The sequence below is a fragment of the Streptomyces sp. NBC_01077 genome (assembly GCF_045162855.1).
Lineage (GTDB): Bacteria > Actinomycetota > Actinomycetes > Streptomycetales > Streptomycetaceae > Streptomyces.
On the sequence record NZ_CP108669.1, the window covers coordinates 8,962,552 to 8,984,832 of the forward strand.

A 22,281-nucleotide genomic window follows, 5' to 3' on the forward strand; every position below is an offset into this window, starting at 1 on the left:
GTCGATCGGACCGGGCTCGCGGCGTGATCGACAAGACGCTCCCCAGGTCGTGTTGGGAAGGTAGCGCCGTCTGCCCGCAGGCCGGGCGGGACACTCCGGACACTCCCTAGGGGCGCGGCATCCTCGGTGATCCGGTCGAGAGGAGCCGCCAGGACTGGTTCGTCCCCTCATGGCAGGTCCAGATCTGCAGGGGGGATCCTTGCCCGGGCGCGGTCAAGGCCGAGTTGTGGGCGTCGAGGCACTTGTTGCTCTGGAACGAGCGGATCCGCCAGGTGTCGTCCGCACGACGTTCCAGGTACCACCGCTGGTCGGGTCCGCCGTGGCAGGGCCACTGAACGACCTTGGCCCCGTCATGCGTCCCGAACCCCGCCACCTCCAGGCGCTGATGCCCTGGTGCACCCGTGCCCTTCCCGCCGCGCGCCCGAGACGGGCCGTGCCGGCCGGGCCGTCGGCGCATGGGCGGGCGGCCCGGTTCGTCAGTCCGTCGAGTCCCGATCCGTGCGCGCGAAGTGGCGGGCGGTGGGCACGAGCGCCGCGGCGGCCGGTACGAGGAAACACGCCGCCGCACATGCGGCGAGTACCGCCGTGACCCCGAAGAGGTCGATGGCGGGGGCGATCAACGCGAGCCCGACGGGCGCGAGTCCGTAGGACACCAGGAAGTCCAGCGAGGAGACGCGGGCCAGCTTGTCCGGGGCCACCTCGCGCTGAGTGGCGGTGAACCAGGGCACGTTGAAGAGCTCGATGCCGATCCCGGCCACGGCGTACGCGACGACGACCACGGCCGGATGCACGGGCAGCATCAGACTCAGCGGCGCGACACCGTACGCGCCGAGCCCGGCGAACGCCGCCCAGCCCTGGGAGCGCGGCCGCAGGCGGGCGATGACCAGTGCCCCGCCGAGCGCGCCCACGGTGTACGCGGTCATGGCCGCGGCAAGAACCCACTGGGTGCCGTAGCGGTCCCGGCTGATCAGGGGCAGCGCGACGCTGGTGGCGGAGTAGCCGAGCGCGATGACGGCGACGAGGGCGCCGAGTCCCGCGAGGAACCACGGGTGGCGACGCGCCTCGCGTATGCCTTCCAGGAACTCGGCCCGGAACCCGGCGCGCGGGGCGGAGCCGACAGTCGACGGATCGGCCGGCTCCGTCGTCCGCACCGCCCCGCGGCCGGGGACGAGTGCGGCGGCCAGCCACAACACCCCGATGCCCAGCAGCAGGGTCCGCACGTCGAGGAGGGCCGCGAGGAGCGCGGTGAGTGCGGGTCCGGCGAGTGTGGAGCTCCGTACGGCCAGGGTCATGGCGGCGTTGGCCTGCTGACGGCGTTCGGGCGCGACGGTCTCGGCGGTGAGCGCCTGGAACGCCGGTCGGCAGGCGCCCTGCCCGGCGCCGGCGAGTGCGGCGGCCGCCGTCATCAGCCCGAGCGAGTGGCCGAGACCGGCGGCGAGGAGGGGAGCGGCGGCCGCGGCCGCGAGGCCGGACCAGAGGACGACCGTGCGGCGCGAGTGCCGGTCGGCCAGGACGCCGCCGACGGCGACGGCGACGAGGAAGCCCGCGGTGCGCGCGGCGAGCACCAGGCCGAGTGCGGCGGCGCCGAGGTCGCGGTGCAGTACGGCGAGCCCGAGGACGAAGGGCAGGGCCCAGGTCGCGAGCCCGGAGGCGGTGGTCCCCGCCCACAGGCGCAGGAACGCAGGGTCCCGGATGATCGAACGCGGGGGCGGGGCAAGGGACTTGGCCGCCGTCGGGGCGGGTGTGGTGGACACGGTGCGATGGCTCCTCGGAGGTGGGGGAGCGGCTCGTGGAACCGCCCCCGGTGTCACTAATGAAAATGATTGCCATTACAGTACCCTTCGAACGCGGCACTCCTGCCCGGTGCACGACAACACCCATGCCCGTACCTCCCAGACCGGAGAACCCCATGCGCCACCCCGCCCGTCTCGGCATCGCCCTGACGCTCGCCCTCGCCACCGCGGGCTGCTCGACCGCAGCCGGTGACCGCCCCGCAGCTGAGCCGAAGCCCGCCACCGGAGCCGGCGCCCGCAAGGCGGCCGCCGTCACCAGCTGCGGCCGTCAGGTCTCCCTGGCCGAGCCGCCGCGGCGGACCGTCGCCCTGGACCAGGCCTCGACGGAGACCCTGCTCGAACTCGGGCTCCAGGACCGGATGGCGGGCACGGCCAACCTGAAGACGAAGATCCCCGCTCCGTACGCGGCGGCCTACGCGAAGGTCCCGGTCATCGCCCCGAAGATCGCCACCGGTGAGCAACTGCTGGCCTCCACCCCCGACTTCGTCGTCGCCGGGTCCGCCGACCTCTACACCAAGGACCGCGCCGGGACCCGCGAGGAGCTGGCCGCCCTGAAGCTCCCCACCTTCGTCAGCGCCGTGGACTGCCCGCAGCACAACCCGCCCGGCACGACCCCCTTCGAGCTGCTCTTCTCCGACTACGAGAACCTGGGGAAGCTCTTCGGCGCCGAGGAACGCGCGCGCAAGCTCGCGGCCGACCAGCGCGCGGCGGTCGCCAGGGCGGGGGCGAACGCCGCCGCGACGCCCCGGGGCGAGAACCGGCCGACCGTCGTCTTCCTCTACTCCGTCTTCAACGGCATGCCGTACGTGGCCGGCGGGACGAGTCTGCCCAGTGAGATGAGCAGGATCGTCGGCGCGAAGAACGCCTTCGACGACGTCGCCGAGGACTGGCCCGAGGTCTCGTGGGAGGAAGTCGCCCGCCGTGACCCGGACTTCATCGTGATCGGCGACCTGTCCGAGCGCGGCAGGCCCGGCGACAGCGCCGCCGAGAAGCGGGGCACGATGACCGGCCACCCGGTGATCTCCCGGCTGGCGGCGGTCCGCGACAACAAGATCCTCGAGGTACCGGGCATAGAACTCGACCCCTCGGTGCGCTCCGTGCACGCCCTCGGACTGCTCGCCCAGGGCATGAAGGACCTCGGGCATGCCCACTGACCCGCCGCCCGGTGGGCCCCCGGGAGGCCTCCTCGTCCCGGCTCAGCCCGCGAACCCTGGTGGGCCCGCGAACCCTGCCCAGTCCATCAACCCTGCTCAACCCGCCAACCCCGCTCCGTCCACCGAGGCAGCTCCGCCGCCCAAGCAGCCCAAGCCCGCACGCACCGCCCCACCCCGTCCCTTCCCCCCGCTCCTCACGGCTGCCACCGCCGCCGCCGTCCTGGTGGCCTCCCTCGCGGCAGCCGTGCGCATCGGCACCGCCGACATCGGCTGGGGTGACCTCGCCCGCGTCCTCGCGACCCACCTCGGTCTGGACGTCGAGCCCCTGCCCCCGCTCGTCGACTCGCTCATCTGGGACCTACGGCTGCCGCGCGTCCTCATGGCCGCCCTGGTCGGGGCGTCGCTCGCCGTATGCGGCGCCGTGCTCCAGGCGGTCACCCGTAACGCGCTCGCCGACCCCTACCTGCTCGGTGTGTCCTCCGGCGCGTCGACCGGAGCCGTCACCGTCGTCGTCCTCGGGATCGGGGCGGGCACGCTCGGCGTCACCGGCGGCGCGCTCGCCGGCGCGCTACTCGCCTTCGGCCTGCTCCTCCTCCTGCTCCGGCGTACCGGACTCGACTCCGTCCGCATCGTCCTCACAGGAGTGGTCGTCGGTCAGCTCCTCACCGCGCTGACCTCCCTCGTCCTGATGGCCTCGGCGGACGCGGACACCACCCGCGCCGTCACCCACTGGCTGCTGGGCTCGATGGCACCGGCCCGCTGGAGCACCGTCATGGTCTGCGCGATCGTCACCCCCCTGGGGCTCACCGTCGCGTGGCTGTGCTCGAACGCCCTCGACGGGCTCGCGTTCGGCACCGACACCGCCGCCTCCCTCGGCATCGGCGTACGGCACACCAGGATGCTGCTCCTGGTGGTGACGGCCGCGCTCACCGCCGTCGCGGTGGCGACCGTCGGCGCCATCGGCTTCGTCGGGCTGATCGTCCCCCACGGGGTGCGGTTCCTCGTCGGTCCGCTGCACCGGGCGCTGTTGCCGTACGCGGCGCTGGCGGGCGCGGTGTTCCTGGTGTGGACGGACGCGCTCGCGCGGATCGCTTTCGCACCCCGCGAGGTTCCTGTCGGCGTGATCACCGCGCTGCTCGGCGTACCGCTGTTCCTCCTCGTCCTGCGAAGGAGGGGCGAGCTGTGAGGATCGCCGCCGAGAACCTGAGCTGGTCGGTCGCGGGCACACCGGTCGTACGGGAGGTCAGCGCGGCCGTAGCGCCCGGTGAGACGGTCGGACTGCTCGGCCCCAACGGCTCGGGCAAGTCCTCCCTGCTGCGCTGTCTCGCCGGGCTCCGCGCCCCCGACACGGGCACGGTCCGCTACGACGGCGAGTCCGTACGGGACTGGAGCGCGCGCCGGATCGCCCGCCACGTCGCGTTCGTCGCGCAGGACTCGGGCGCCGACAGTGACCTGCGGGTCGCCGATGTGGTGGGTCTGGGCCGGACACCGTTCCGGGACCGCTGGCGCGGTCCGGACGCCGGCGACCGCGCGATGACGGCGGCCGCTCTGGAGGCGGTCGGTCTCACCGCGCTCGCCGATCGCTCATGGAAGGCGCTGTCCGGCGGCGAACGCCAACGCGCCCACATCGCCCGCGGGCTGGCCCAGCAACCGCACGCACTGCTCCTCGACGAACCCACCAACCACCTCGACGTCAAGCACCAGCTGGAACTGATGGAGCTGCTGACCGGAACCGACCTCACCGTCCTGGTCGCCCTGCACGACCTGTCGCTCGCCGCCCGGTACTGCGACCGGCTGCTGCTCCTGCACCACGGCCGACTGGTCGCCTCCGGCACGCCGGCCGAGGTGCTGACGGCAGAGCGGCTCGCCGAGGTCTTCGATGTCGACGCCGAACTCACCGCCGATGCCCTGGGACACCCGGCCGTCACCTACCGCGGACCGCTCGGCGCTCAGCGCCTCACCTCACTCCGGGCACTCCGACCCACAACCCTCTGAAACGAGCACAAGGTCCCTGATGAACAGCACTCCCCAGCCCATCACCACCACGCAATCAGCCCTCACCACCACCTCCGCGGCCTCCGTCGACCAGCTCATAGCGGCGGTCCTGGCGGGCGAACACGGCACGCTCCCTTCGGAACTCGTCGCCACCAGCGTGTTCTGGATCCACCACGGCACCCGACTGGCCGGGGGCGACACCACCTACCTCAACCAGTACGTCCTCGTCAGGCTCGGCGGTTCCTTCGGCGGCTGCGCCTTCGAGGCCGGCGAGCTCACCCCGTCGATCTGCCACGACTTCTCCGGCACCCCGCTCGACGTCCTGCTGCGCGACGCCCCGCGCCCCCTGCGGATCGCCGCCCTCGACGCCTGTCTCGCCCATGCCCGCCCGCACCGGACGGCCGCGGACGAGGGCGAAGCCGAGCCCGTCACCCTGCCCGCCGGCACCCCGGAGGTCCGGGCGAAGGCCCGCGACGCGGCCATCGCGGGGCTGCTCGACATCGGGAACGGTGCCGAGGTCGGCCTCATCGGCGTGGTGAACCCCCTGGTCGCGGCGATCCGCGAGCGTGGCGGCGAACCCCTGCCCTGCGACTTCAACCTCAAGGCCACCCAGTGGGGCGACCCCGTCACGGACGACATGCACGAGGTCCTCGACCGGGCCGAGGCGGTCGTCGCCACGGGAATGACCCTGAGCAACGGATCGTTCGACACGATCCTGGAGCGCTGCCGTGACCGCGGGATCCCGCTGATCGTCTACGCGCAGAGCGGCAGCGCCGTCGCCCGCGCCTTCCTCGGATCGGGGGTGACGGCCGTGTCGGCGGAGCCGTTCCCCTTCTCCCAGTTCAGCGGCGAGGAGACGGTCCTGTACCGCTACCGCACGGCGGCCGGCACATGACCCCGGCCGACACCGCCACGGGCACCGGCACGGTCACGGGAACCGGCACCAGCACGGTCATCGGCACCGGCACCGGCACCGGCACCGGCACGGTCACGGGGACCGGCACGGTCACGGGGACCGGCACCGCCACCGGAACCCGCACCGACTCGGACCGAGTCCCGAGCCCGGACCGGGGCACCGGCCATGCCCCCTCCCATCACGGCGAGCTCCTCCAGGGTGTCTTCCTCGACGCCGCCGGGCGCCGGTGCGCGGGCCTGGTCACCCTCCCCCTGGCAGGCCTCGGCAGCCGCGCCGCGTTCGTCCGCCGGTCCGGGACACCGACCCACGCGCTCACCGTCGTGCCCGCCGACCGCACGAAGGCCGCGCGCGCCGCGGCCCTCGCCGTCGCGGAATGTGCCCGGAGGTCCGGACTACCGCCCTGCGGCGGGGAGGTGAGGCTCACCAGTGACATTCCCGTGGGCCTGGGCATGGGCAGTTCCACCAGTGATGTGATCGCGACCGTCCGCGCGGTCGCCGACGCGTACGGGCTCCGCCTCGGCCCCGAGACGGTCGCCCGCCTGGCGGTCCGGGCGGAACGGGCCTGCGATCCGCTGATGCTCGACGCCCGCCCGGTCCTCTTCGCCCAGCGGGAGGGCCGGGTCCTGGAGGTACTCGGCCCGGCCCTGCCGCGCCTGGTCGTCGTGGGCTGCACGCTCGGCGGGGGAGCGCCCGTGGACACCCTCGCCCTGCCCGTACGGGAGGCCACCGACGCCGACCTCCGCGCCTACGAACGGCTCCGCGACCTACTGCGCCGCGCGCTGGCAACCGGCGACGTCACCCTTCTGGGGAAGGTCGCCACGGCCAGTGCCCGGCGTGGCCAACAGGTCCTCAATCACCCGGAGTTCGACGCCCTGCTCGCGATCGCCCGGCGATCCGGGGCGGCGGGCGTGCAGATCGCGCACAGCGGCGCCGTGGCGGGCGTCCTGTTCGACCCGGCAACACCAGGCCTGCGGCACCGGGTCCATGGCTGCCGCCGCTCCCTGGACGCCCAGGGCATCCCCACCGAACGCACCTTCACCACCTACACCGCTCCGCCCGCCCCCACACGTCCTACGACCAAGGAGCTCACCACATGGACCAGCACATCGCGGAGGCGATCGGCCGGCCGGACCTGATACGCCTCGACGACCGGCTCGTGTGCCTGCGCTTCGAGACGATGAAGGTGGTCTCCGCGCTCGCCGCCGTACGCCACCTCCTCGACACCGGAGTCGTACGGCGCGGGGACACGCTTCTCGACAGCTCCAGCGGCATCTACGCGTACGCCCTCGCCCTCGCCTGCCACCGGCACGGCATGCACTGCCACATCGTCGGCTCGACGACGGTCGACCACACCCTGCGCACCCAGCTCGCCGTACTCGGCGCGACCCTGGAACAGATGGAGCCGAGCAGCGACCTGAAGCTCGACCAGAAGCGACGGGTCGAGCGGATCCACGAGATCCTCGCCGCACACCCCGAGTACCACTGGATGCGGCAGTACCACGACGACATCCACTACCTCGGCTACCGCGCGATCGCCGACCGCGTCCGCGAGGAGACCGACGGCGCCCGGCTCACGGTGGTCGGCGGAGTAGGTTCGGGCGCCTCCACCGGCGCCCTCACCCGCTACCTGCGGACCCCGGACAAGGGAACGGCCCACGAGATGGCGGCCGACGTCGAACTCGTCGGCGTCCAGCCCTTCGGCAGCCTCACCTTCGGAGCGCAGCACACCTCCGACCCGGAGATCATCATCGCCGGCATCGGCAGCTCCATCCCCTTCGGGAACGTCTCGCACGAGCTGTACGACACCCTGCACTGGATCGCCTTCGGCGCCGCACTCTCGGGCGCCGTCGACCTCCTGCGCCGGCACGCCCTCTTCGCGGGCCTGTCGACCGGCGCGGCCTACCTCGCCGCGCGCCACGAACGCGAGCGCAGCCCCGGACGGACCGTCCTCTTCATCGCCCCGGACACGGGCCACCGCTACGTCGACACCGTCTTCGCCCGCCACCGCGAGGCGACCCCTCTCACCCACTTCACCCCTGAAGACATCGCCGACCAGGCCGAACTGACGCTCCCGTGGTCCCGCATGTCCTGGAATCGCATGCCCTGGAGCCGCAGGCACGCGGAGCAGGCCACCGAGGGGGCCACCGAGGGGGCGAGGCAATCGGTCCGATGACGCCGCCCACCACCGTCCTGGGACACTATGGGATGTTTGCTGTGTTCACCCCATAGATACCCCAATGGACAGGGAAAGCAGGTAATGGTGCACGACGGTGGCGGCTACGGCGAGGACACCACGGAACGGGGCGACGGCTGGCTCCGGATCCTGCTGTACGTGGCGTTCCTCCTGCTCCTGGGCTCCGCCCTGGCCCGTTTCCTGATCCGGCACACGGGCGAGAACCTCGCACCGTGGGTCGTCTCCCTCTCCGTCACCCTGGCGGTCCTCTACGTCCTCGACCCGCTCCTGGGCCGGCGCCGGACGGCGCTCCGCTACGTCTGGCTCGGGGCGGTCGTCGCCGTCTGGATGGCCCTGGTCTGGCTCGCGCCGAGCTTCGGCTGGTGCGCGGTCCCCCTCTTCTTCATCGGCCTGCGCACCCTCCGCCCGCCGGCGGCGATCGCCCTCATCGCCCTGGTCACCGCCACATCGGTGACCGCACACCTACGGCTCTCGGGACGCCTCGACGTCGACGTCTTCCTCGCGCCGCCGGCCATCGCCGCGATCGCCGTCGCGGTCTTCGTCCAGATGGACCGTCAGTCCCGGCGCCAGCGCGAGCTCATCGACGACCTGATCCGCACCCGGCGAGAACTGGCCGCCACCGAACGCCGCGAGGGCATCCTCGCCGAACGGCAGCGCCTGTCGATGGAGATCCACGACAGCCTGGCGCAGGGCCTGTCGAGCCAGCAGATGCTCCTCCAGGCATCCGATCGCGTCTGGGACACCGACCCGGCGACCGCCCACACCCATGTGCGTACGGCCACCGCGATCGCCGAACACAACCTCACCGAAGCCCGCCGCTTCGTCCACGACCTGGCCCCCGCAGACCTCGCGGACGGCAACGGCCTCGACCAGGCCCTCCGGACGCTCGCCGGCCGAGAGACCAGCGACCGCATCACCGTCCACTGCCACATCGACGGCGCCCCCACCACCCCGCTGCCGGACCGCGTCCAGTCGGCCCTGCTCCGCATCGCCCAGGGTGCCCTCGCCAACGTCCGCGAACACTCGGGCGCCACCACCGCGGCCCTGACCCTGACGTACCTCGACGACCAGGTCGTCCTGGACGTCTCCGACAACGGCCACGGCTTCGACCCCACGACCACCTGGACCGACGGCACATCCGCAGCCCGGGACGCCCGCGGCCCACGCGGCCACGGCCTCCCCGCGATCCGAACCCGCGCCCACCAGCTCGGCGGCACCCTCACCATCGAATCCCACCCGAACGAGGGCACGGTCCTCTCCGCCGCCATCCCCCTCCACCCCGCGACCACCTGATCCTCCTCCGGTCCGACGGGGACCTGCCCTGGAGTTCCTCCGTGCGGGCATGCCGCTCGCGTCAGGACCAGGAAGCCACCACCAACGACCTCTCCGCAGCCGCCAGGTGGACCGCCGAGGCGAGCCACGCCCTCGCGTATCCGTCGGCGGAGGCGTCCGTGAGACGGCCGAAGGCATCGCGGGGGCGGCGGTCCGCCTCCGCAGTCAAGGCCGCCGCCAGATGCGCGGCTCCGCCGAATCCCGCCCGCCGCAGCGGGGCGACGAGGCCGGCCGTGTCCGACCCGCGGCCGGCCTCGGCCACGGCACGTCGCCCACCGGCGACCCCCGTCTCCAGGAGGCGCCGCACCCGCCACAGCGGCGCGTCCGCCAGAGGATCCGGACCGACGGTCACCGGAAGCCCGACAGATCCGGTGCGCGCCGCCTCGGGCGGGAAGTGGCTGCCCTGGAGGCGGTCGTACCCCAGGTCCGCCCGGCCCAGCCACTCCTCCGGCAGTCGCAGCGTGTACGACGCGCCCGGCACCGGGCCGACCGCGAGCGGCCGGAGCGTCGCCGCCCGCTCCGGATCGGGGCGGCCCAACACCCGCAGCGCGAGCCCCGGGCTCTCCGCGATCCGCCGCAGATTGGCGGCGTGCGGCAGTTCAGGATGAGGATGCGCGGGGCGCAGCCGCAGCAGCGGCCCACCCTCGGCGACCCGGACCACGAGGTGCTCCCCGGCCACCCCGACCACCTCGACGTCACAGCCGAGCAGCGCCGCATCGGACGCGCCGCTCCCGGACGAACCGGCGCCGTGAGAGCCGTCACCGAGCGCCGCGGCCATCGCCTCGCGCACCGGCCTTGCGAACAGCTGCGCCACGGGCGCCCCGGACCACTCCACCCCGCGCAACGGGGTCGCGCTCACTCCACGGCCCGCCCCCAGCCGTCCGTCGGCGGAAACGGTCGCGCCGACGATCCTCAGCCCTCCGCGCGCCAGCCCCGCGTGGTCGAGGACGGCCCCACCGAGCGCCACGGACGCGGATCCCGCTCCTCTGGCCCGGGCCAGCCCCCCGGGACGTACGTCGGAAACCGAGTAGCAGGAGCCGTCAGCACCCAGCAGATGGGTGGCGACACCTCCGTACCCCGTGGCCGACAGGACCGGCTCCCTGCACAGGCCGTACACGCGGAGGCTGCCGCCCTGTTCGTACGTGCGGCGCGCGGTCCCGGCCACCCCGGGCGCGGCCGACCCGGAAGCGAGCAGGGCGGCACCGGCCAGCAGCTCCCGGAAGGCGCCGGCGAGTTCGCCGAGGCGCTGCCCCTGGCTGCGCTCCCGTGCGGCACGCAGTCCCCGTACGACGCGCAACGCGGCTGCCTCGGCGTGCGGCAGCCCGGCGAGCCGCGCGGTGTGGGCAGCGCGCAACAGCTCGGCCTGGACCACCGCCCCACCCGCCGTGACACCGGCGGACAGAGCCTCGGCGGCGGCTTCCCACAGCGCGGCCGCGGCCCGCACCTGAGCGGCGGTGAGGGCAGGCTCGGGGCCTTCCACGGCCCCGCTGCCGACGACGTCGTGCACGTCCCGCGAACCGGCGGAGGACGCGGACGACGCGGAGGACGTGGACGGCACCGAGGGGGCGGAGGCTGCGACGGCCTGTTCCGCACCGCCGCCCGCCGCCTCGGAAGTCCCGGACGTCAGGGAGGCAGCGGGCGCCGTGTCCCCGTCACCCTCCCCCTCCCCGGCAGCCACCGCGTCCGCGATCGGCGCCGCGCCGAGCACCGCCGCCCGGTGCAGACAGCGCGGGGCCAGCAGACACGTACACACCGCCTGCGCGGCGTCGGTGACCGCGCCCGACGGGCCGGGGCGCAGAGTGACCACCGCGTCCTCGCCGAACCGCACGTCGACGGACCCGTCAGCGCCCGGGGCGGCGTGCTCGGCGCAGTCCGCGATCGCCGCGTCGAGCTTCTTGCGCAGCCGTGCGCTGAGCTGTTCCACGGCCTCGGCGAGGACCTCGGGGGCGACGGGAGGCAGGACTTCGGTGCTCAACGGGATTCTCCACGGAGGCGGTCGCCCACCCAGCGGGCGAGGGCGAGCGGGCTGAGGGCGGCCACCGGCATCCCGGCGGCGACGAGTTGACGCGCCACCGGCACCGAGTAGCGGGGCGTTCCGGCGTCGTCGAGTGCCGCACAGCCCAGCAGGTGCGCGCCGGACGAGGCCAGCGCCCGAACTTCCCCCAGCAGCCCGGCGAGCGGTGCGCCCTCCTCGAAGTCGCTGACCACGACGACGAGGGTGCGGCTCGGAACGGTGATCAGCGAGCGGGCGTGCGCGAGTCCCGCCGCGATGTGCGTACCGCCCCCGACCCGTACCTCGAGGAGGAGCGACAGGGGGTCGTCCACCCGGTCGGTCAGGTCCACCACCTGGGTGGAGAAGGCCAGGAAGTGCGTGGACAACGTCGGTACACCGCCCAGCACCGCGGCGGTCAGCGCCGACCAGATCACCGAGGCCTCCATCGAGCCGGAGACGTCGACCACCAGGATCAGCCGCCAGTCCGCCTCCTTGCCGACCCGGGTGCTGAACACCGGCCGCTCCGGCACGACCACGACACGGCCGTCGGCCGTGCGCCGCGTACGCGCGAGGTTGGCCCGCAGGGTACGAGCGAGGTCGAGACGCCCTCCCGGACGCCGGGTCGGGCGCGGGGTGGCCAGACCGGAGAGCGCGGGCCGCAACCGGGTGGCCAACTCCCGCGCCAGCTCGTCGACGAGCCGCTTCACCAGCGGCCGCAGCCGAGCGAGTCGTGCCTCGGGCATGCCACCGGCCAGGGAGAGCACCGAACTCAGCAGCTCCACCGACGGCCGCACCGCCGCCGGGTCCAGCTGGGTGAGCACGTCGGAGCGCCCCGCGTCGGCGGCCTCGGCGAGGACCTCTTCGCGTACGTCGGCGCCGAAGAGCGCCTCCAGTTCCTGTGACCACTCCCGGGCGGTGGGGAAGGAGGGATCCTGCCCGCCGCCCTGACCGGACCCGCGGTCCAGGTCGTCGGCACCCTCGCCGCTTCCGCCGCCGTACAGCTCGTCCAGGGCGCGGGCATAGCGGCGCGCGTCGCCGGTGAGCCGGTCCTTGTGGCGGCCGAGGAGGAGTCGCCACCGGTCGGCGCTGCCGAGCCGCCGGTCCGGCGAACCTCCTGTGGTCGTCCCCGCCGGATCGGTGGCGGTCACGCCGGCGTCGGGCTCGGGACGTGGCCCGGACCCGTCCGGACCGGGCAGGGGCCGCACCTTCAGCGCGGCGAGCCCGGCCGCGTCGGCCGCCGCCCAGAGGGCGAGCAGCTCGGGCGGCGCGTCGAGGGAGAGGTCGAGCCGATCGCCGAGGCGCTCGGTCACCGTGGTGAGCAGCCGGTCGCGGGCGGCCGGAGCCAGCACGTCGAAACCGCCCCGCAGGGCCGGGAGCCGGTCGAGGAACTCCTGGTCGGGGAGCGATTCGACCCGGTCGAGCAGCGGGGTGAGCGCCGCCGGCGATGCCTGGAGGAGCGGAGCGGCGGCCGTGAGCAGTCCCACGAGCCGCTTCGTCAGCGCCCGTCGCGTGTCAGGTGAGCTTGCCCCGTCGATCCAACCGGCCGCACGCTCGCCGAGCCCGGACGCCGGATCCAGGTCGAGCATCACCCGTACGGCCAGGGCGGCTCCCTGCATCAACGGCGATGCCCCGGAACCGAGTTCGGCGAGCGCCTGATCAAGCCGGAGGCCAAGGTGCCGGGCGGCCGTCCGGTCGGCGAGTGCGACGAGCGCCCCGGCGTCCGCGGGTGCGTCGCTCCCGGCAAGACCGGGCAGCGAGCGTACGGCGGCTTCGAGGAGCTCGCCGGTGAGGACACCGGCCGTGTCGCGGACGTCCTGGGTGGTACCGGGGTAGTGGCCGCGCCGTATGCCCTCCAAGAGGTCCAGCGCTTCGAGGAGTTCGGGCAGGCCTGCGGCGTCGGGCACTACGGTGGCGGCCTCGTGCAGCCGCGCCTCCACCAGCTCGGGCAGGTCGCAGCGGGCGGCGGAGGCCAGTCCCGCCAGGATCTGGGCCGGGGTGGGGCCGCCCTCGGCCGCTTCGCGGCGCGCGGTCTCGCCCAGGGTGCCGGCGGCTGCCTGGGCCGCGGTGACCCCGCGCGCTCCGGCGAGGTCGAGCCGCGCGGGCACGGACGGCGTCCACGTCAGGCGCCACTTGGTGCCGAGCGCGGTGCCGTCGCCGGTGGCCGCCACGGCGAGGGGTTCGCCGTAGGAGGCGCCGATCACCAGCAGGCGCTGCAGCAGCACCTCGCGGCGGCCGTCCAGCGGCGAACGGAGCGGGTCGAGCCGTACCTCACGGGGCTCGGGGTCCTCCGGACGGGGCAGTCGGAGCCGGCCGAGCTCGTCCTCCACCGAGGGTCCCAGACCCGAGCGGGGCGCGTGCGGGCTGATCCGGCCGCGCGCGGTGCCGACGAACACCGCCTCCAGGGCCCGGGCCAGAGCCCGGCCCCGACCGAGGGGTTCGCCCTGCCCGAGCACGGTGGTGACGGCCTCGAGGAGTTCACCGCGCCCCGGCGCGGGCAGCCCGCGCAGCGTCGCCAGGTCGAAGGCCAGCCGCAAGGTCTCGGCGGCCTCGCCGGTCCCGGCGGTGTGGCCCGCCCGGCGCATCTCCCGGCACAGACCGGTGAGGGCGGCCGCGGCCGCCGCACGGATCCGGTCCGGGTCCCCTCCGGCGGTGAACACGGCCTGCTGCCACAGCGGGTCGCGGATGCCGGCGGGGTACCCGGACCGCGAGTCGAGCAGGTCGAAGGAGTACGGAACGAGCGAGGTCACCGCCGTGCCGATGGTTCCGGGGACAGCGGCCCGAGAGGCCGCCCTGCCGGGTCCGGTCCGTACTGATCCGCTGTCTGCGTCTGCGTCTGCGTCTGTGCCCGTGCCTGCGTCTGTGCTCGTGCCTGTGCCTGTGCCCGTGCCTGCGCCTGCGCCTTCGCTTACGCTCGCGCCCTCGCTGAAGGATCCGTCCTGCGCCTCGGCCGGGCACAACGCAGGCGCATGAAAGGCGCCGACCACGGCGGCGACCCGGCGGCCTCCTGCCGACGCCGTGGCGACCACCTCCCGCATGCGGGACTCGCGGGCCAGGTCGGTGGCGGGCACGGTGGTGGCGTCGGCGCGCAGGGCCCAGCCCACGCCGAGGGCCGCGCGGCGCACCGCCTCGGGGGAGCAGCCGGGAGCGAGCACTTCCACAGTCCGGTCCCACATGTCATCGCCGTCTCGCCCGGTTCCGGCGGCCGCCAGTGCCGAGGCGAAGGAACTCCGCCCCACCGCCTCCTCCGTGCCGGCCCCACCGGCCCCACCCGATCCGGGCGCCGGGAGTTCGGTACCCCGTGCCCAGCCGGGGTCGGACAGCGGCAGGTCGCAGCAGACGACCTCCACCCCGTGGGCCCGCGCCCACCGGACCGCCGCCAGCTCGGGCGAGAAGTCGGCGAAGGGGTAGAACGACAGCCGTCCCCCCTCGCCCGCCCCTGCCAGCGCGACCGGCGCGACAGTCTCCGGGTCCGACAGGTGCTCCAGCCACGGCTGGAAGTCGGCCGGAAGCTCCACACAGACGACCTCGGCGCCCGCCTCCTCCAGCAGGGCGGGCACCACCGCGGCCAGAGCCGGACTGTGGTGCCGCACCCCCAGCAGATACGGGTCGCGCGATGCGGCCAGCGAGTCCACGGCCGCCCGTGGTTCGAGGATCGTCAACGCAGGCTCCCGCGCAGGTCCCAGAGCCGCCGCCACATCGCCGAGCCGCTCTCGGCCCGCCGGCGCACCGGTCCGTCCCAGTAGCCGAGCAGCCGCGCGTGGTCGGCCGGGTCGTCCTTGCGGACGACGCCCAGCAGATGGCCCGGCAGCAGATCGAGGACGTCGCCACCCGGCAGGTAGGCGGCCGCGACCCCCAGCGACGCCGCCACCTGCACCGCCTCGGCGGTGGACATGACGGTACCGGGCCGCTCCACGTCCCAGCCCTCGGTGGAACGGCCGGAGCGCAGGTCCCGGAAGACGGTGACGAGGGCGTCGAGGACGGCGTCGTCGACCCCGAAGGCCGCACCTGCCCGCTGCACCGCCGCGACGGCCTGACGACGGATCAGGACCGCCTCGGCGTCGGCGTCCGCGATCGGATCCACCGTCTCGAAGTTGAACCGCCGCTTCAGCGCGGCGGACATCTCGGAGACACCCCGGTCACGCAGGTTGGCCGTGGCGATGACGGTGAAGCCGGGTACGGCGCCGACCACAGCGTCCTCGGTGGCGGTCAGCTCGGGCACGGTGATCCGGCGGTCGGACAGGACGGAGACCAGGGCGTCCTGCACCTCGGGCAGACAACGGGTGATCTCCTCGACCCGTACGACCCGCCCGGTGCGCATCGCGGCGAGAACGGGGGAGTCGACCAGGGCCTGCGGGCTGGGGCCCTGGGCGAGCAGCAGGGCGTAGTTCCAGCCGTAGCGGAACGCGTCCTCCGTGGTGCCCGCCGTGCCCTGCACGGTCAGGGCGCTGGTCCCGCTGACGGCGGCCGCGAGCAGCTCCGACAGCATCGACTTGGCGGTACCGGGTTCGCCGGTGAGCAGCAGCCCGCGCTCTCCGGCGAGGGTGACCACACAGCGTTCCACCAGAGCGCGCTCGCCGACGAACTTCGGGGCGATCTCCAGCTTCGACGGCAGCCCGGCACGGCGTTCGGGCAGGGGGAGCTCCACGCCGTCGCTGCCGGAGACGAACGTGACGACCGCGCGCGGGGTCAGCGCCCAGCCGGGCGGGCGCGGGCCGGGGTCCTGGGCGGCGAGGAAGGCGAGCTCGGCGGCGTAACGGTCCTCGGCCGGCTGCACCTGCCGGGCGGGGGCGGCCTGTTCGGTGACGGTCATACGGGGATTCCTCCGGGGATGCAGACACGGGGGGTACGGGCACGGGGCCCGACTACGGGGCTAGGGACAGGACGGGTACGGGTGAGATCCCGGCGTGGCGCCCCCGGAAGAGGGAGCGCCACGCCGTACCGCTGGAGCAGCCGGCAGCCGGCAAGCGTGGCAGCCGGCAGCTCGGCGAGCTGACAGCGCTACAGCCGACAGCCGGCAGCCGGCAGCCGGCAGCCGGCAGATCAGCGGCGCCGTCTCGTGCGCCGCACCTTCAGCTCCTCGAAGCGCGGGACGTCACCGTCGAGGATCCGCTGCCACGCCCGGGCGAACAGCTCCGCCGCGGGTTCGGTCGGCACCAGCGCCCCCAGGACCGGTCCACCGCCCGCCGCAGGCCCGTACATCGGCAGCTTCCACTGCTCGACCGGCAGCAGCGGGGCCGACTGCTCGGCCCAGGCACCCGGCAGGAACAGCGAACGTCCCGCCCGGGCCCGCACGGCCGACACCACCAGATCGGTGGCCTCAAGCGCGGCGCGGGCCGCCTTGAGACGGGCCGGCTTCCACCCCGTCCACCGCGCGGTGGTGCGGTCGGTCGGGTCGGGCATCGCCAGCAGCATCAGGTACAGCGCGGCCGCGTCGGCCCCCAGGCCGTGGGTCTCGGCGACCTCCGCCACGAGTGCGGGCACCGAACGCGACGGATCCTGCGGCCACCACATGCCCTCCGCGTCCGGCTCGCCGGCCGGCGGTGCGCCCGGATCGGCGAGGAGTCGCGCGAACACCGGATCGTACGCGTGCCGCAGCGCCGCCTCGACCGCCGTCGGGTGCTGGTCCTGCCCGCGCAGCGCCACCAGGTACGGGTCGGAACCGGTGGAGTCCAGCAGCGTGGGACGGAGCGCCGGCTGGGGCTGATCGTCGTGCGTGGCCATGAGCACCGCGCCGTAGCGTTCGTGATCCGGGGCCGTCTCGGTCGGGACCCCCGCCACCTTTCGGAAGTCCGGGAGGCTCGTGAAACGCCCGACGGACAGCAGCAGTTCGGGTGCGGCCAGACGCTGCCGCACTGCGGTCAGCGCGCCCGGCAGAGCCGCCCGTACGGGATCCCCGGCGGGCAGCCGGTGGGCCAGCCAGGCTGCAAGGTTCAACGAGCCCGCCAGAACCGACGCCGTGAACGGCGCCTCGGCCGGGGTGGCGGTCACCGGCCGGTCGCCTTCGATGTGCCAGGGCACGTCGACACCGAGCTCCGGGGACGACGCCGGGTCGAGCAATGCCGGGAGGGCCCGGTGCACGGGCCAGCCGCTGCGTACCGCGCGCGCGGCCTCGCTCGCCAGCCAGTCGGGCACCTGCGCACGGCGTCCCACGCGCGCGTTCCACACGGCCGCCGCCGCTGCGACGTCGGGGCCCTCGCTCCACAGCCGCGCCGGGTCGGCGGGCAGGAGCGCCGCCACCACGGCCCGTCGTACCTCGATGGTGAGGGCTCGCAGTTCGTCGCGGGCGTGCCCGGCCTCGGCCACCTTCAGACCGAGGGTCTTGCGCAGCTCCGCCGGCAGGAAGTTGTTCTCCCAGCTGTCGATGTCGGGCATGCCCACGAGCACGAGCCGTGCCAGCGCGCCGGAGGCCCCGGTGAGTCGGCTGAACTCCTCGGCCGCCTCCGCGCGGAAGGGGGCGGCTTCCGTACGGGACTTCGCCTCGCGCAGGAAGCCGGACAGCCAGTCGGCGCCGCGCGAGCGGTCACCCACAGGCGCGTCACCGCGCACGGTGTAGGGGCCGGGTACCACGAAGCGGCCGCTCGGGTCGTACAGCAGAGCCCCGAACTCCTGCCCGTCGGCGACGGACTCTTGGTGCTCGGTGATCCCGAGCGCCGCTCCGCCGCCCAGCGGCAGGACACAGCGGTGCCAGGAGTTGTGCGGCAGCCCGTCCGGGGTGTGCAGGTGCGGCGGGTCGAGGTGGACGAGCACCCGGCGCCAGTGAGCGGCCGAACCCGCCACCGAGGCCAGGCCCAGTGCCTCCACCTGGCCGAGTACGCCGAGCAGCGCGGCCCGGTGCGCGTCATCGCTGCCGGCCACGACGGCCCGGTAGGCGATCGCCGCAGGTTCGTCCAGGAGAGAGGTGAAGGGCAGGCCCGAGTACGGCAGCGATGGCAGATCGAAATGCACGTGGCCCGGCAGCGCCGTGGCGGACGTGTCGGCCCCGACCGAAGCCAGCCCGTCCAGGAAGCGGTGCGTCACGTCCTCGTCGGTGCCCGACCGGTAGTAGCCGGAACCCACGATCCCGTTCAGTGCCTTGCTGATGAGGAGATCGGCAGGTCCCTCGACGCGGGCCTGCGCGGGCTCGCCCGACGTGTCGAGCCGAGCGGCCACGGCGTCCAGTGCCTCCTGCTGCCGCGTGGCGAACCGCAGCACCCGCACCACTCCCGCGATCAGCTCGGGCGCGGACATCCCCGGCAGAGCGGTGCTCACCAGCTCCGACAGGTCGGCCGCCCGCTCCGCCAGGGCGGCCGCCTTCAGCAGCGCCCCGGCCGACTCCGCGTCGGCGGCGCGCAGCGCGGCCGAGCCCTCCGGATCCCGCGCGCGCAGCGCGTACAGGTAGGACAGTGGCGGCAGGGTCGCACCGGCGGTGCCGTACAGGCCGTTGCGGTCGCCGTCCGCCGTCGTCGTGACCACGCCGTCCGGGTCGCTGAGCGACAGCACCCGCCACTGGTGGGTCACCGCACGGGGGCGCTGGTCGCCGGGGAACGTCAGCGCCGTGACCGGCAGGTCGGAGCCCTCGGGCAGCGTGACGACGCGACCGGTGGTGTCCTCGGCGTGCCAGCCGTTGCCGGGCAGCCGCACGACACGCCAGCCCAGCAGACCGTTTGTGGACGTCCCCAGTGCCGAACCGTCCACCGACGGCGCGGGACGCAGCCACGACGCGCGCGCGGCCAGCTCGGCCCCGGCCGGGTGGGGGCGTAGCGCGTCGGCGAGGAATCCCGGCTGGGAACGCCGCCCGTACGCTCCCTCCATGGGGTCGTACTCGGCCCAGCCGCCCTCGCCGTGCCGTTCGTCCGCCTCCCACACCCAGTACGAGGTGCCGTCGGACAGCACGGGGTGCTCGGCGGTCAGCTTCGTGTCGCCGTGGTGCAGGACTCCGCCGCCGGTGGTGCGACCCCCGCCGGGCAGCTGCAGGCTGAGGTTCTCCGAACGCAGCGACCAGTAGTCGGCGCCGCCGTCCAGCGTGAACACCCGGTCGGGCTCGGTGTGCCAGTAGCCCTGTGCGTCACCGCCGCGGCCGTAGGTGCTCCAGAACACCATCAGGGCGCCGTCCACGTAGTGGAACCCGTGCCGGTGCGAGTGCCCGGTCGGCACGCGGAGATCGTGCGTGAGCACGGTGGAGTCGGCATCGATGACCCGTACCTGGACGGCATTGGCCACGATCAGATACGGCCAGGCCTCGACGACGGTCAGGCCGTCGGCCTTGTCGCGCCCGGGAGCGAGCTCGGCGAGCGCCTCCTCCCATGCCGGCCAGCGGAACTCCTCCCACAGACCTCCGCGCAGGGTGCGCGCCAGGGTCTCGCCGAGGTCGGCGCAGGCCGCGGCCGCAACCTCCTTCGGTGCCAGCGCGAGCGCCTCGGACGGCAGCCATGACAGACGGGCGAGCGCGCTCGGCAGTCCGGGCAGCCCGGCGGCGACCGAGTCGCGGGCGACGTCCCGCATCCACTCGGCGAGCATCGGGCGACCGCCGGCCGAGGCGGCGAGCCGTCGCATCACGTCCGTCCCGGACGAGCCGCTGCTGTAGCTGTTCGCGCCGTGGCGGAACGCGGGCCGGAAACGCGGGTCGGCGGCGAGCGCCGCCAGGTCCCGGGGCTCCTCCCCGCGCGCCCAGTCCGACAGGTTCAGGGCGTCCTGACGCCCGTATCCGGTGGGCGGTGCGGGGTCGGCGACCGGGATCTCCAGCGACAGCAGCAGGTCCAGCAGGTTCACGTCCTCGACGCCGATCCGCAGGAAGCCCTCGCCCTCGGGCCGCGCCGCCAGTTCGGCACGCAGCCGCCCGGCCGCCCCGTTCACCAGCTCCAGCAGGGCGGGCGGCGTCGGGCGGGGGCCCCAACCCCGGTGCCGGACCGAGTGGAAGCGCTCCAGCCAGCCCGCCGCGCCGTCGGCGCACCGCTCCTCCGCCGGAACGTCCACGCCGGTCAGCCCGGCGTCCGCCCCGGACTCCGCGAGGATCCCCAGCCACAGGTCACCGAACTCACCGTTGTCCCCGGACGGCATCATCGACAGCAACGCGCCCCGTACGGCGGGGACACGACCGGCCAGCCCGACGAGCGCGGCACGGTGCGACTTCCACCAGCCACCTGCCGCCCGCAGCGTCGCCGGCAGCGGCAGGAGCTCCGCGAGGTAATCCTGCTCCGCCTCTCCGGCGGGCAGACCCGCCGCGCGGGCCAGCCGCCGCAGCTCCACGGCGACCTGGGCGGACGGGGCGAGACCCCCGGCGGTCCGGCGCACACACAGCCGCCGGAAGCGCTCGTACGCCTCGGCGGGGGAGAGCCGGGCCGCGAGCTCCTTGCCGTAGCCCGTCAGGACCTTCACCGGCAAGGCGCCTGCCAGGGCGAACTCCAGGAAGACGGCGTCCAGCCGGTCCTCGTCCACCGAGAGACCGTGCTGTGCCTCGCTGGTGCGCGCGCGGCCGAACAACTGGCCCGCGTACGTGGCGTTCTCGACCGCGAGGAAGACCCGCGCGGCCTGCTCGTAGAAGACGGGCAGGAAGTGCGGGACGGCCGAGGCGAGCCGCCCGGCCAGCTCGTGGCAGGCGTCCAGGGCCGCCTTGGGTTTGGTCTTCGCCTGCCGGGCCAGCCGGTCCAGCTCCGGCACGACCGCCAGCGCGTGATGGCCGTCCTGCGGGTGGTGCACGAGCACCCACTCGGGGAAGCCGAGCTCCTGGCGCTGTCCGAGCCCCACCACGACCGGCTCCCCGTGGGCCTGGAGCCCCAGGAAACCGGCGGCGAGGTCCTCGGCGGGGCCGAGCTCGGCGGCGGCCAGCCGGATGACGACCCGGTCCTCGCCGAGTACCGGGTGGCGGTAGGTGCGCGCCGTCAGTTCGACCGCCGAGGCGCCCGCTGCGTCGGTGTCGGCCGGGAGCACGGCTCCGGCCTTGATCAGCTCCGTGTTGCCGGAAGCGGTCGTGCCGGTCACGCGTCCCCACCCTCTTCGATCGTGCGGCCGGCGTACAGAGCCGCGGCCATGCGCATCCCCTCGGACCAGGCCACCGGCCCGACCTCGCACAGCCGCACCGCGCGGCCGTCCTCGTCGTGCCAGCTCAGCGCGCCGGTCTCCGACTCCCCCTCCCAGTACGGCTCGCCGATCCACACGGACGCCTCCGTACCGCGGCCGCCGTCGCGGACCTTGCAGGTGGCGTAGCCGCCGGACACGCGGTAGCCCAGCCCCGTCGCCCGCGCCGCGAGACCGAAACGCGAGGCGAACTTCCCGCCCGCGTAGTCCCGCACCTCGGTGGCGGTGCTCGTGGCGGCGGCAGCACCGGTGGCGGTGGCCGCCTCCTGACGCCCGTCCGCCGGCCTGGTCCAGGTGGCCCGGTGGATCTGCTCCACCCGCTGAGTGATGCCCAGCTCGGCCGCGAAGTCCCGTACGTCGTCCAGGTCCGGAAGGAGCACGGGATGCGGAAGCGTCACCGTGCGCGGGGACAGCCGAACCGTCTCGCCGTCGAGATCGACCACCTTCAACTCACCGTCCACGGTGGCGTCCCGCAGGAAGCCGACCTCGTCCGGGTCGTCGCCCACGACGGCCATGTCGCGCAGGGCGGACTGCCATGCCTCGTCCGGCCATACCCGGGCGATCAGCTCGGTGGGCACCGGCAGCGACGACACCATCCAGGTGTCCACCTGCGCCACACACGCGGCCGCGTGCCGGTCCAGCCACTCGGCGAGCCGCCTCAGCCGGTCGGCCTCGGGATGGTCCCGCAGAGCCTTCGGCAGCGTCTTCAACTGCCGCCCCCCAGCACGCCGGGCGACCACCCGCCCGTCGTCGAGGGTGATCTCGTACCCCTCACCCGCTGCCAGCCACGTCATCAGCCGCGCCCCTCCGCCTGTCCCGTCAGAATCCGCGCAGCTCGAACCAAGGGAGCG

At 74.2% G+C, this 22,281-nt stretch carries 14 protein-coding genes; 7 read left to right on the forward strand and 7 right to left on the reverse strand.

Features of this window, described 5'->3' with window-relative positions; genetic code table 11:
* Positions 1–106: 106 nt before the first annotated feature.
* Together OG462_RS40120 and OG462_RS40125 are read right to left on the reverse strand one after the other, a co-directional pair.
* Positions 107–457, reverse strand: coding sequence for an RICIN domain-containing protein (locus OG462_RS40120; protein WP_406065730.1), 351 nt, complete (start codon positions 455–457; stop codon positions 107–109).
* 19 nt (positions 458–476) lie between these two features.
* Positions 477–1,754 (reverse strand): MFS transporter, encoded by a 1,278-nt coding sequence (locus tag OG462_RS40125; RefSeq protein ID WP_406065732.1) that lies wholly within the window; start codon positions 1,752–1,754, stop codon positions 477–479.
* A gap of 155 nt (positions 1,755–1,909) precedes the next feature.
* Between OG462_RS40125 and OG462_RS40130 the strand changes: the two genes are divergently transcribed.
* The 7 genes from OG462_RS40130 (at position 1,910) to OG462_RS40160 (ending at position 9,345) form a co-directional block, all read left to right on the forward strand.
* Positions 1,910–2,947, forward strand: a complete 1,038-nt coding sequence (locus OG462_RS40130) for an ABC transporter substrate-binding protein (protein WP_406065734.1) — start codon at positions 1,910–1,912, stop codon at positions 2,945–2,947.
* Positions 2,937–4,133, forward strand: a complete 1,197-nt coding sequence (locus OG462_RS40135; protein WP_406065736.1) for a FecCD family ABC transporter permease — start codon at positions 2,937–2,939, stop codon at positions 4,131–4,133. Before OG462_RS40130 ends, OG462_RS40135 begins: the two co-directional genes overlap by 11 nt.
* Positions 4,130–4,942, forward strand: coding sequence for an ABC transporter ATP-binding protein (locus OG462_RS40140; protein WP_406065738.1), 813 nt, complete (start codon positions 4,130–4,132; stop codon positions 4,940–4,942). The genes OG462_RS40135 and OG462_RS40140 overlap by 4 nt, the downstream gene beginning before the upstream one ends.
* 19 nt (positions 4,943–4,961) lie before the next feature.
* Entirely contained in the window at positions 4,962–5,837 is an 876-nt protein-coding gene (locus OG462_RS40145; RefSeq protein ID WP_406065740.1) for a Rossmann-like domain-containing protein, read from the forward strand.
* Positions 5,834–6,994 (forward strand): GHMP kinase, encoded by a 1,161-nt coding sequence (locus OG462_RS40150; protein WP_406065742.1) that lies wholly within the window; start codon positions 5,834–5,836, stop codon positions 6,992–6,994. Before OG462_RS40145 ends, OG462_RS40150 begins: the two co-directional genes overlap by 4 nt.
* Positions 6,952–8,031, forward strand: coding sequence for a pyridoxal-phosphate dependent enzyme (locus OG462_RS40155; protein WP_406065744.1), 1,080 nt, complete (start codon positions 6,952–6,954; stop codon positions 8,029–8,031). Before OG462_RS40150 ends, OG462_RS40155 begins: the two co-directional genes overlap by 43 nt.
* 84 nt (positions 8,032–8,115) lie before the next feature.
* The gene (locus OG462_RS40160) at positions 8,116–9,345 is read left to right on the forward strand and encodes a sensor histidine kinase (protein WP_406065746.1); all 1,230 of its coding nucleotides are present in this window, start codon (positions 8,116–8,118) and stop codon (positions 9,343–9,345) included.
* 61 nt (positions 9,346–9,406) lie between these two features.
* Here OG462_RS40160 and OG462_RS40165 read toward each other — a convergent pair whose 3' ends face one another.
* The 5 genes from OG462_RS40165 to OG462_RS40185 form a co-directional block, all read right to left on the reverse strand.
* Positions 9,407–11,359, reverse strand: a complete 1,953-nt coding sequence (locus OG462_RS40165; protein WP_406065747.1) for a hypothetical protein — start codon at positions 11,357–11,359, stop codon at positions 9,407–9,409.
* A complete protein-coding gene (locus OG462_RS40170; protein ID WP_406065748.1) occupies positions 11,356–15,036 on the reverse strand; it encodes a vWA domain-containing protein in 3,681 nt (1,226 codons plus the stop codon). The genes OG462_RS40165 and OG462_RS40170 overlap by 4 nt, the downstream gene beginning before the upstream one ends.
* The gene (locus OG462_RS40175; RefSeq protein ID WP_406065749.1) at positions 15,033–16,187 is read right to left on the reverse strand and encodes an AAA family ATPase; all 1,155 of its coding nucleotides are present in this window, start codon (positions 16,185–16,187) and stop codon (positions 15,033–15,035) included. The genes OG462_RS40170 and OG462_RS40175 overlap by 4 nt, the downstream gene beginning before the upstream one ends.
* A gap of 230 nt (positions 16,188–16,417) precedes the next feature.
* Positions 16,418–21,334 (reverse strand): DNA-binding protein, encoded by a 4,917-nt coding sequence (locus OG462_RS40180; protein ID WP_406065750.1) that lies wholly within the window; start codon positions 21,332–21,334, stop codon positions 16,418–16,420.
* Positions 21,331–22,224 carry a DUF4132 domain-containing protein gene (locus OG462_RS40185; protein WP_406065751.1) on the reverse strand — a complete coding sequence of 298 codons (894 nt, stop codon included), beginning with the start codon at positions 22,222–22,224 and terminating at the stop codon, positions 21,331–21,333. Before OG462_RS40185 ends, OG462_RS40180 begins: the two co-directional genes overlap by 4 nt.
* Between the last annotated feature and the right edge of the window lie 57 nt (positions 22,225–22,281).

Excerpts from the sequence above, each read along its gene's own strand:
- OG462_RS40120 (WP_406065730.1), bottom strand. The coding sequence starts at position 457 with ATGCGCCGACGGCCCGGCCGGCACGGCCCGTCTCGGGCGCGCGGCGGG.
- OG462_RS40160 (WP_406065746.1), top strand. The coding sequence starts at position 8,116 with ATGGTGCACGACGGTGGCGGCTACGGCGAGGACACCACGGAACGGGGC.
- OG462_RS40130 (WP_406065734.1), top strand. The coding sequence starts at position 1,910 with ATGCGCCACCCCGCCCGTCTCGGCATCGCCCTGACGCTCGCCCTCGCC.
- OG462_RS40185 (WP_406065751.1), bottom strand. The coding sequence starts at position 22,224 with ATGACGTGGCTGGCAGCGGGTGAGGGGTACGAGATCACCCTCGACGAC.
- OG462_RS40135 (WP_406065736.1), top strand. The coding sequence starts at position 2,937 with ATGCCCACTGACCCGCCGCCCGGTGGGCCCCCGGGAGGCCTCCTCGTC.
- OG462_RS40145 (WP_406065740.1), top strand. The coding sequence starts at position 4,962 with ATGAACAGCACTCCCCAGCCCATCACCACCACGCAATCAGCCCTCACC.
- OG462_RS40150 (WP_406065742.1), top strand. The coding sequence starts at position 5,834 with ATGACCCCGGCCGACACCGCCACGGGCACCGGCACGGTCACGGGAACC.
- OG462_RS40175 (WP_406065749.1), bottom strand. The coding sequence starts at position 16,187 with ATGACCGTCACCGAACAGGCCGCCCCCGCCCGGCAGGTGCAGCCGGCC.
- OG462_RS40155 (WP_406065744.1), top strand. The coding sequence starts at position 6,952 with ATGGACCAGCACATCGCGGAGGCGATCGGCCGGCCGGACCTGATACGC.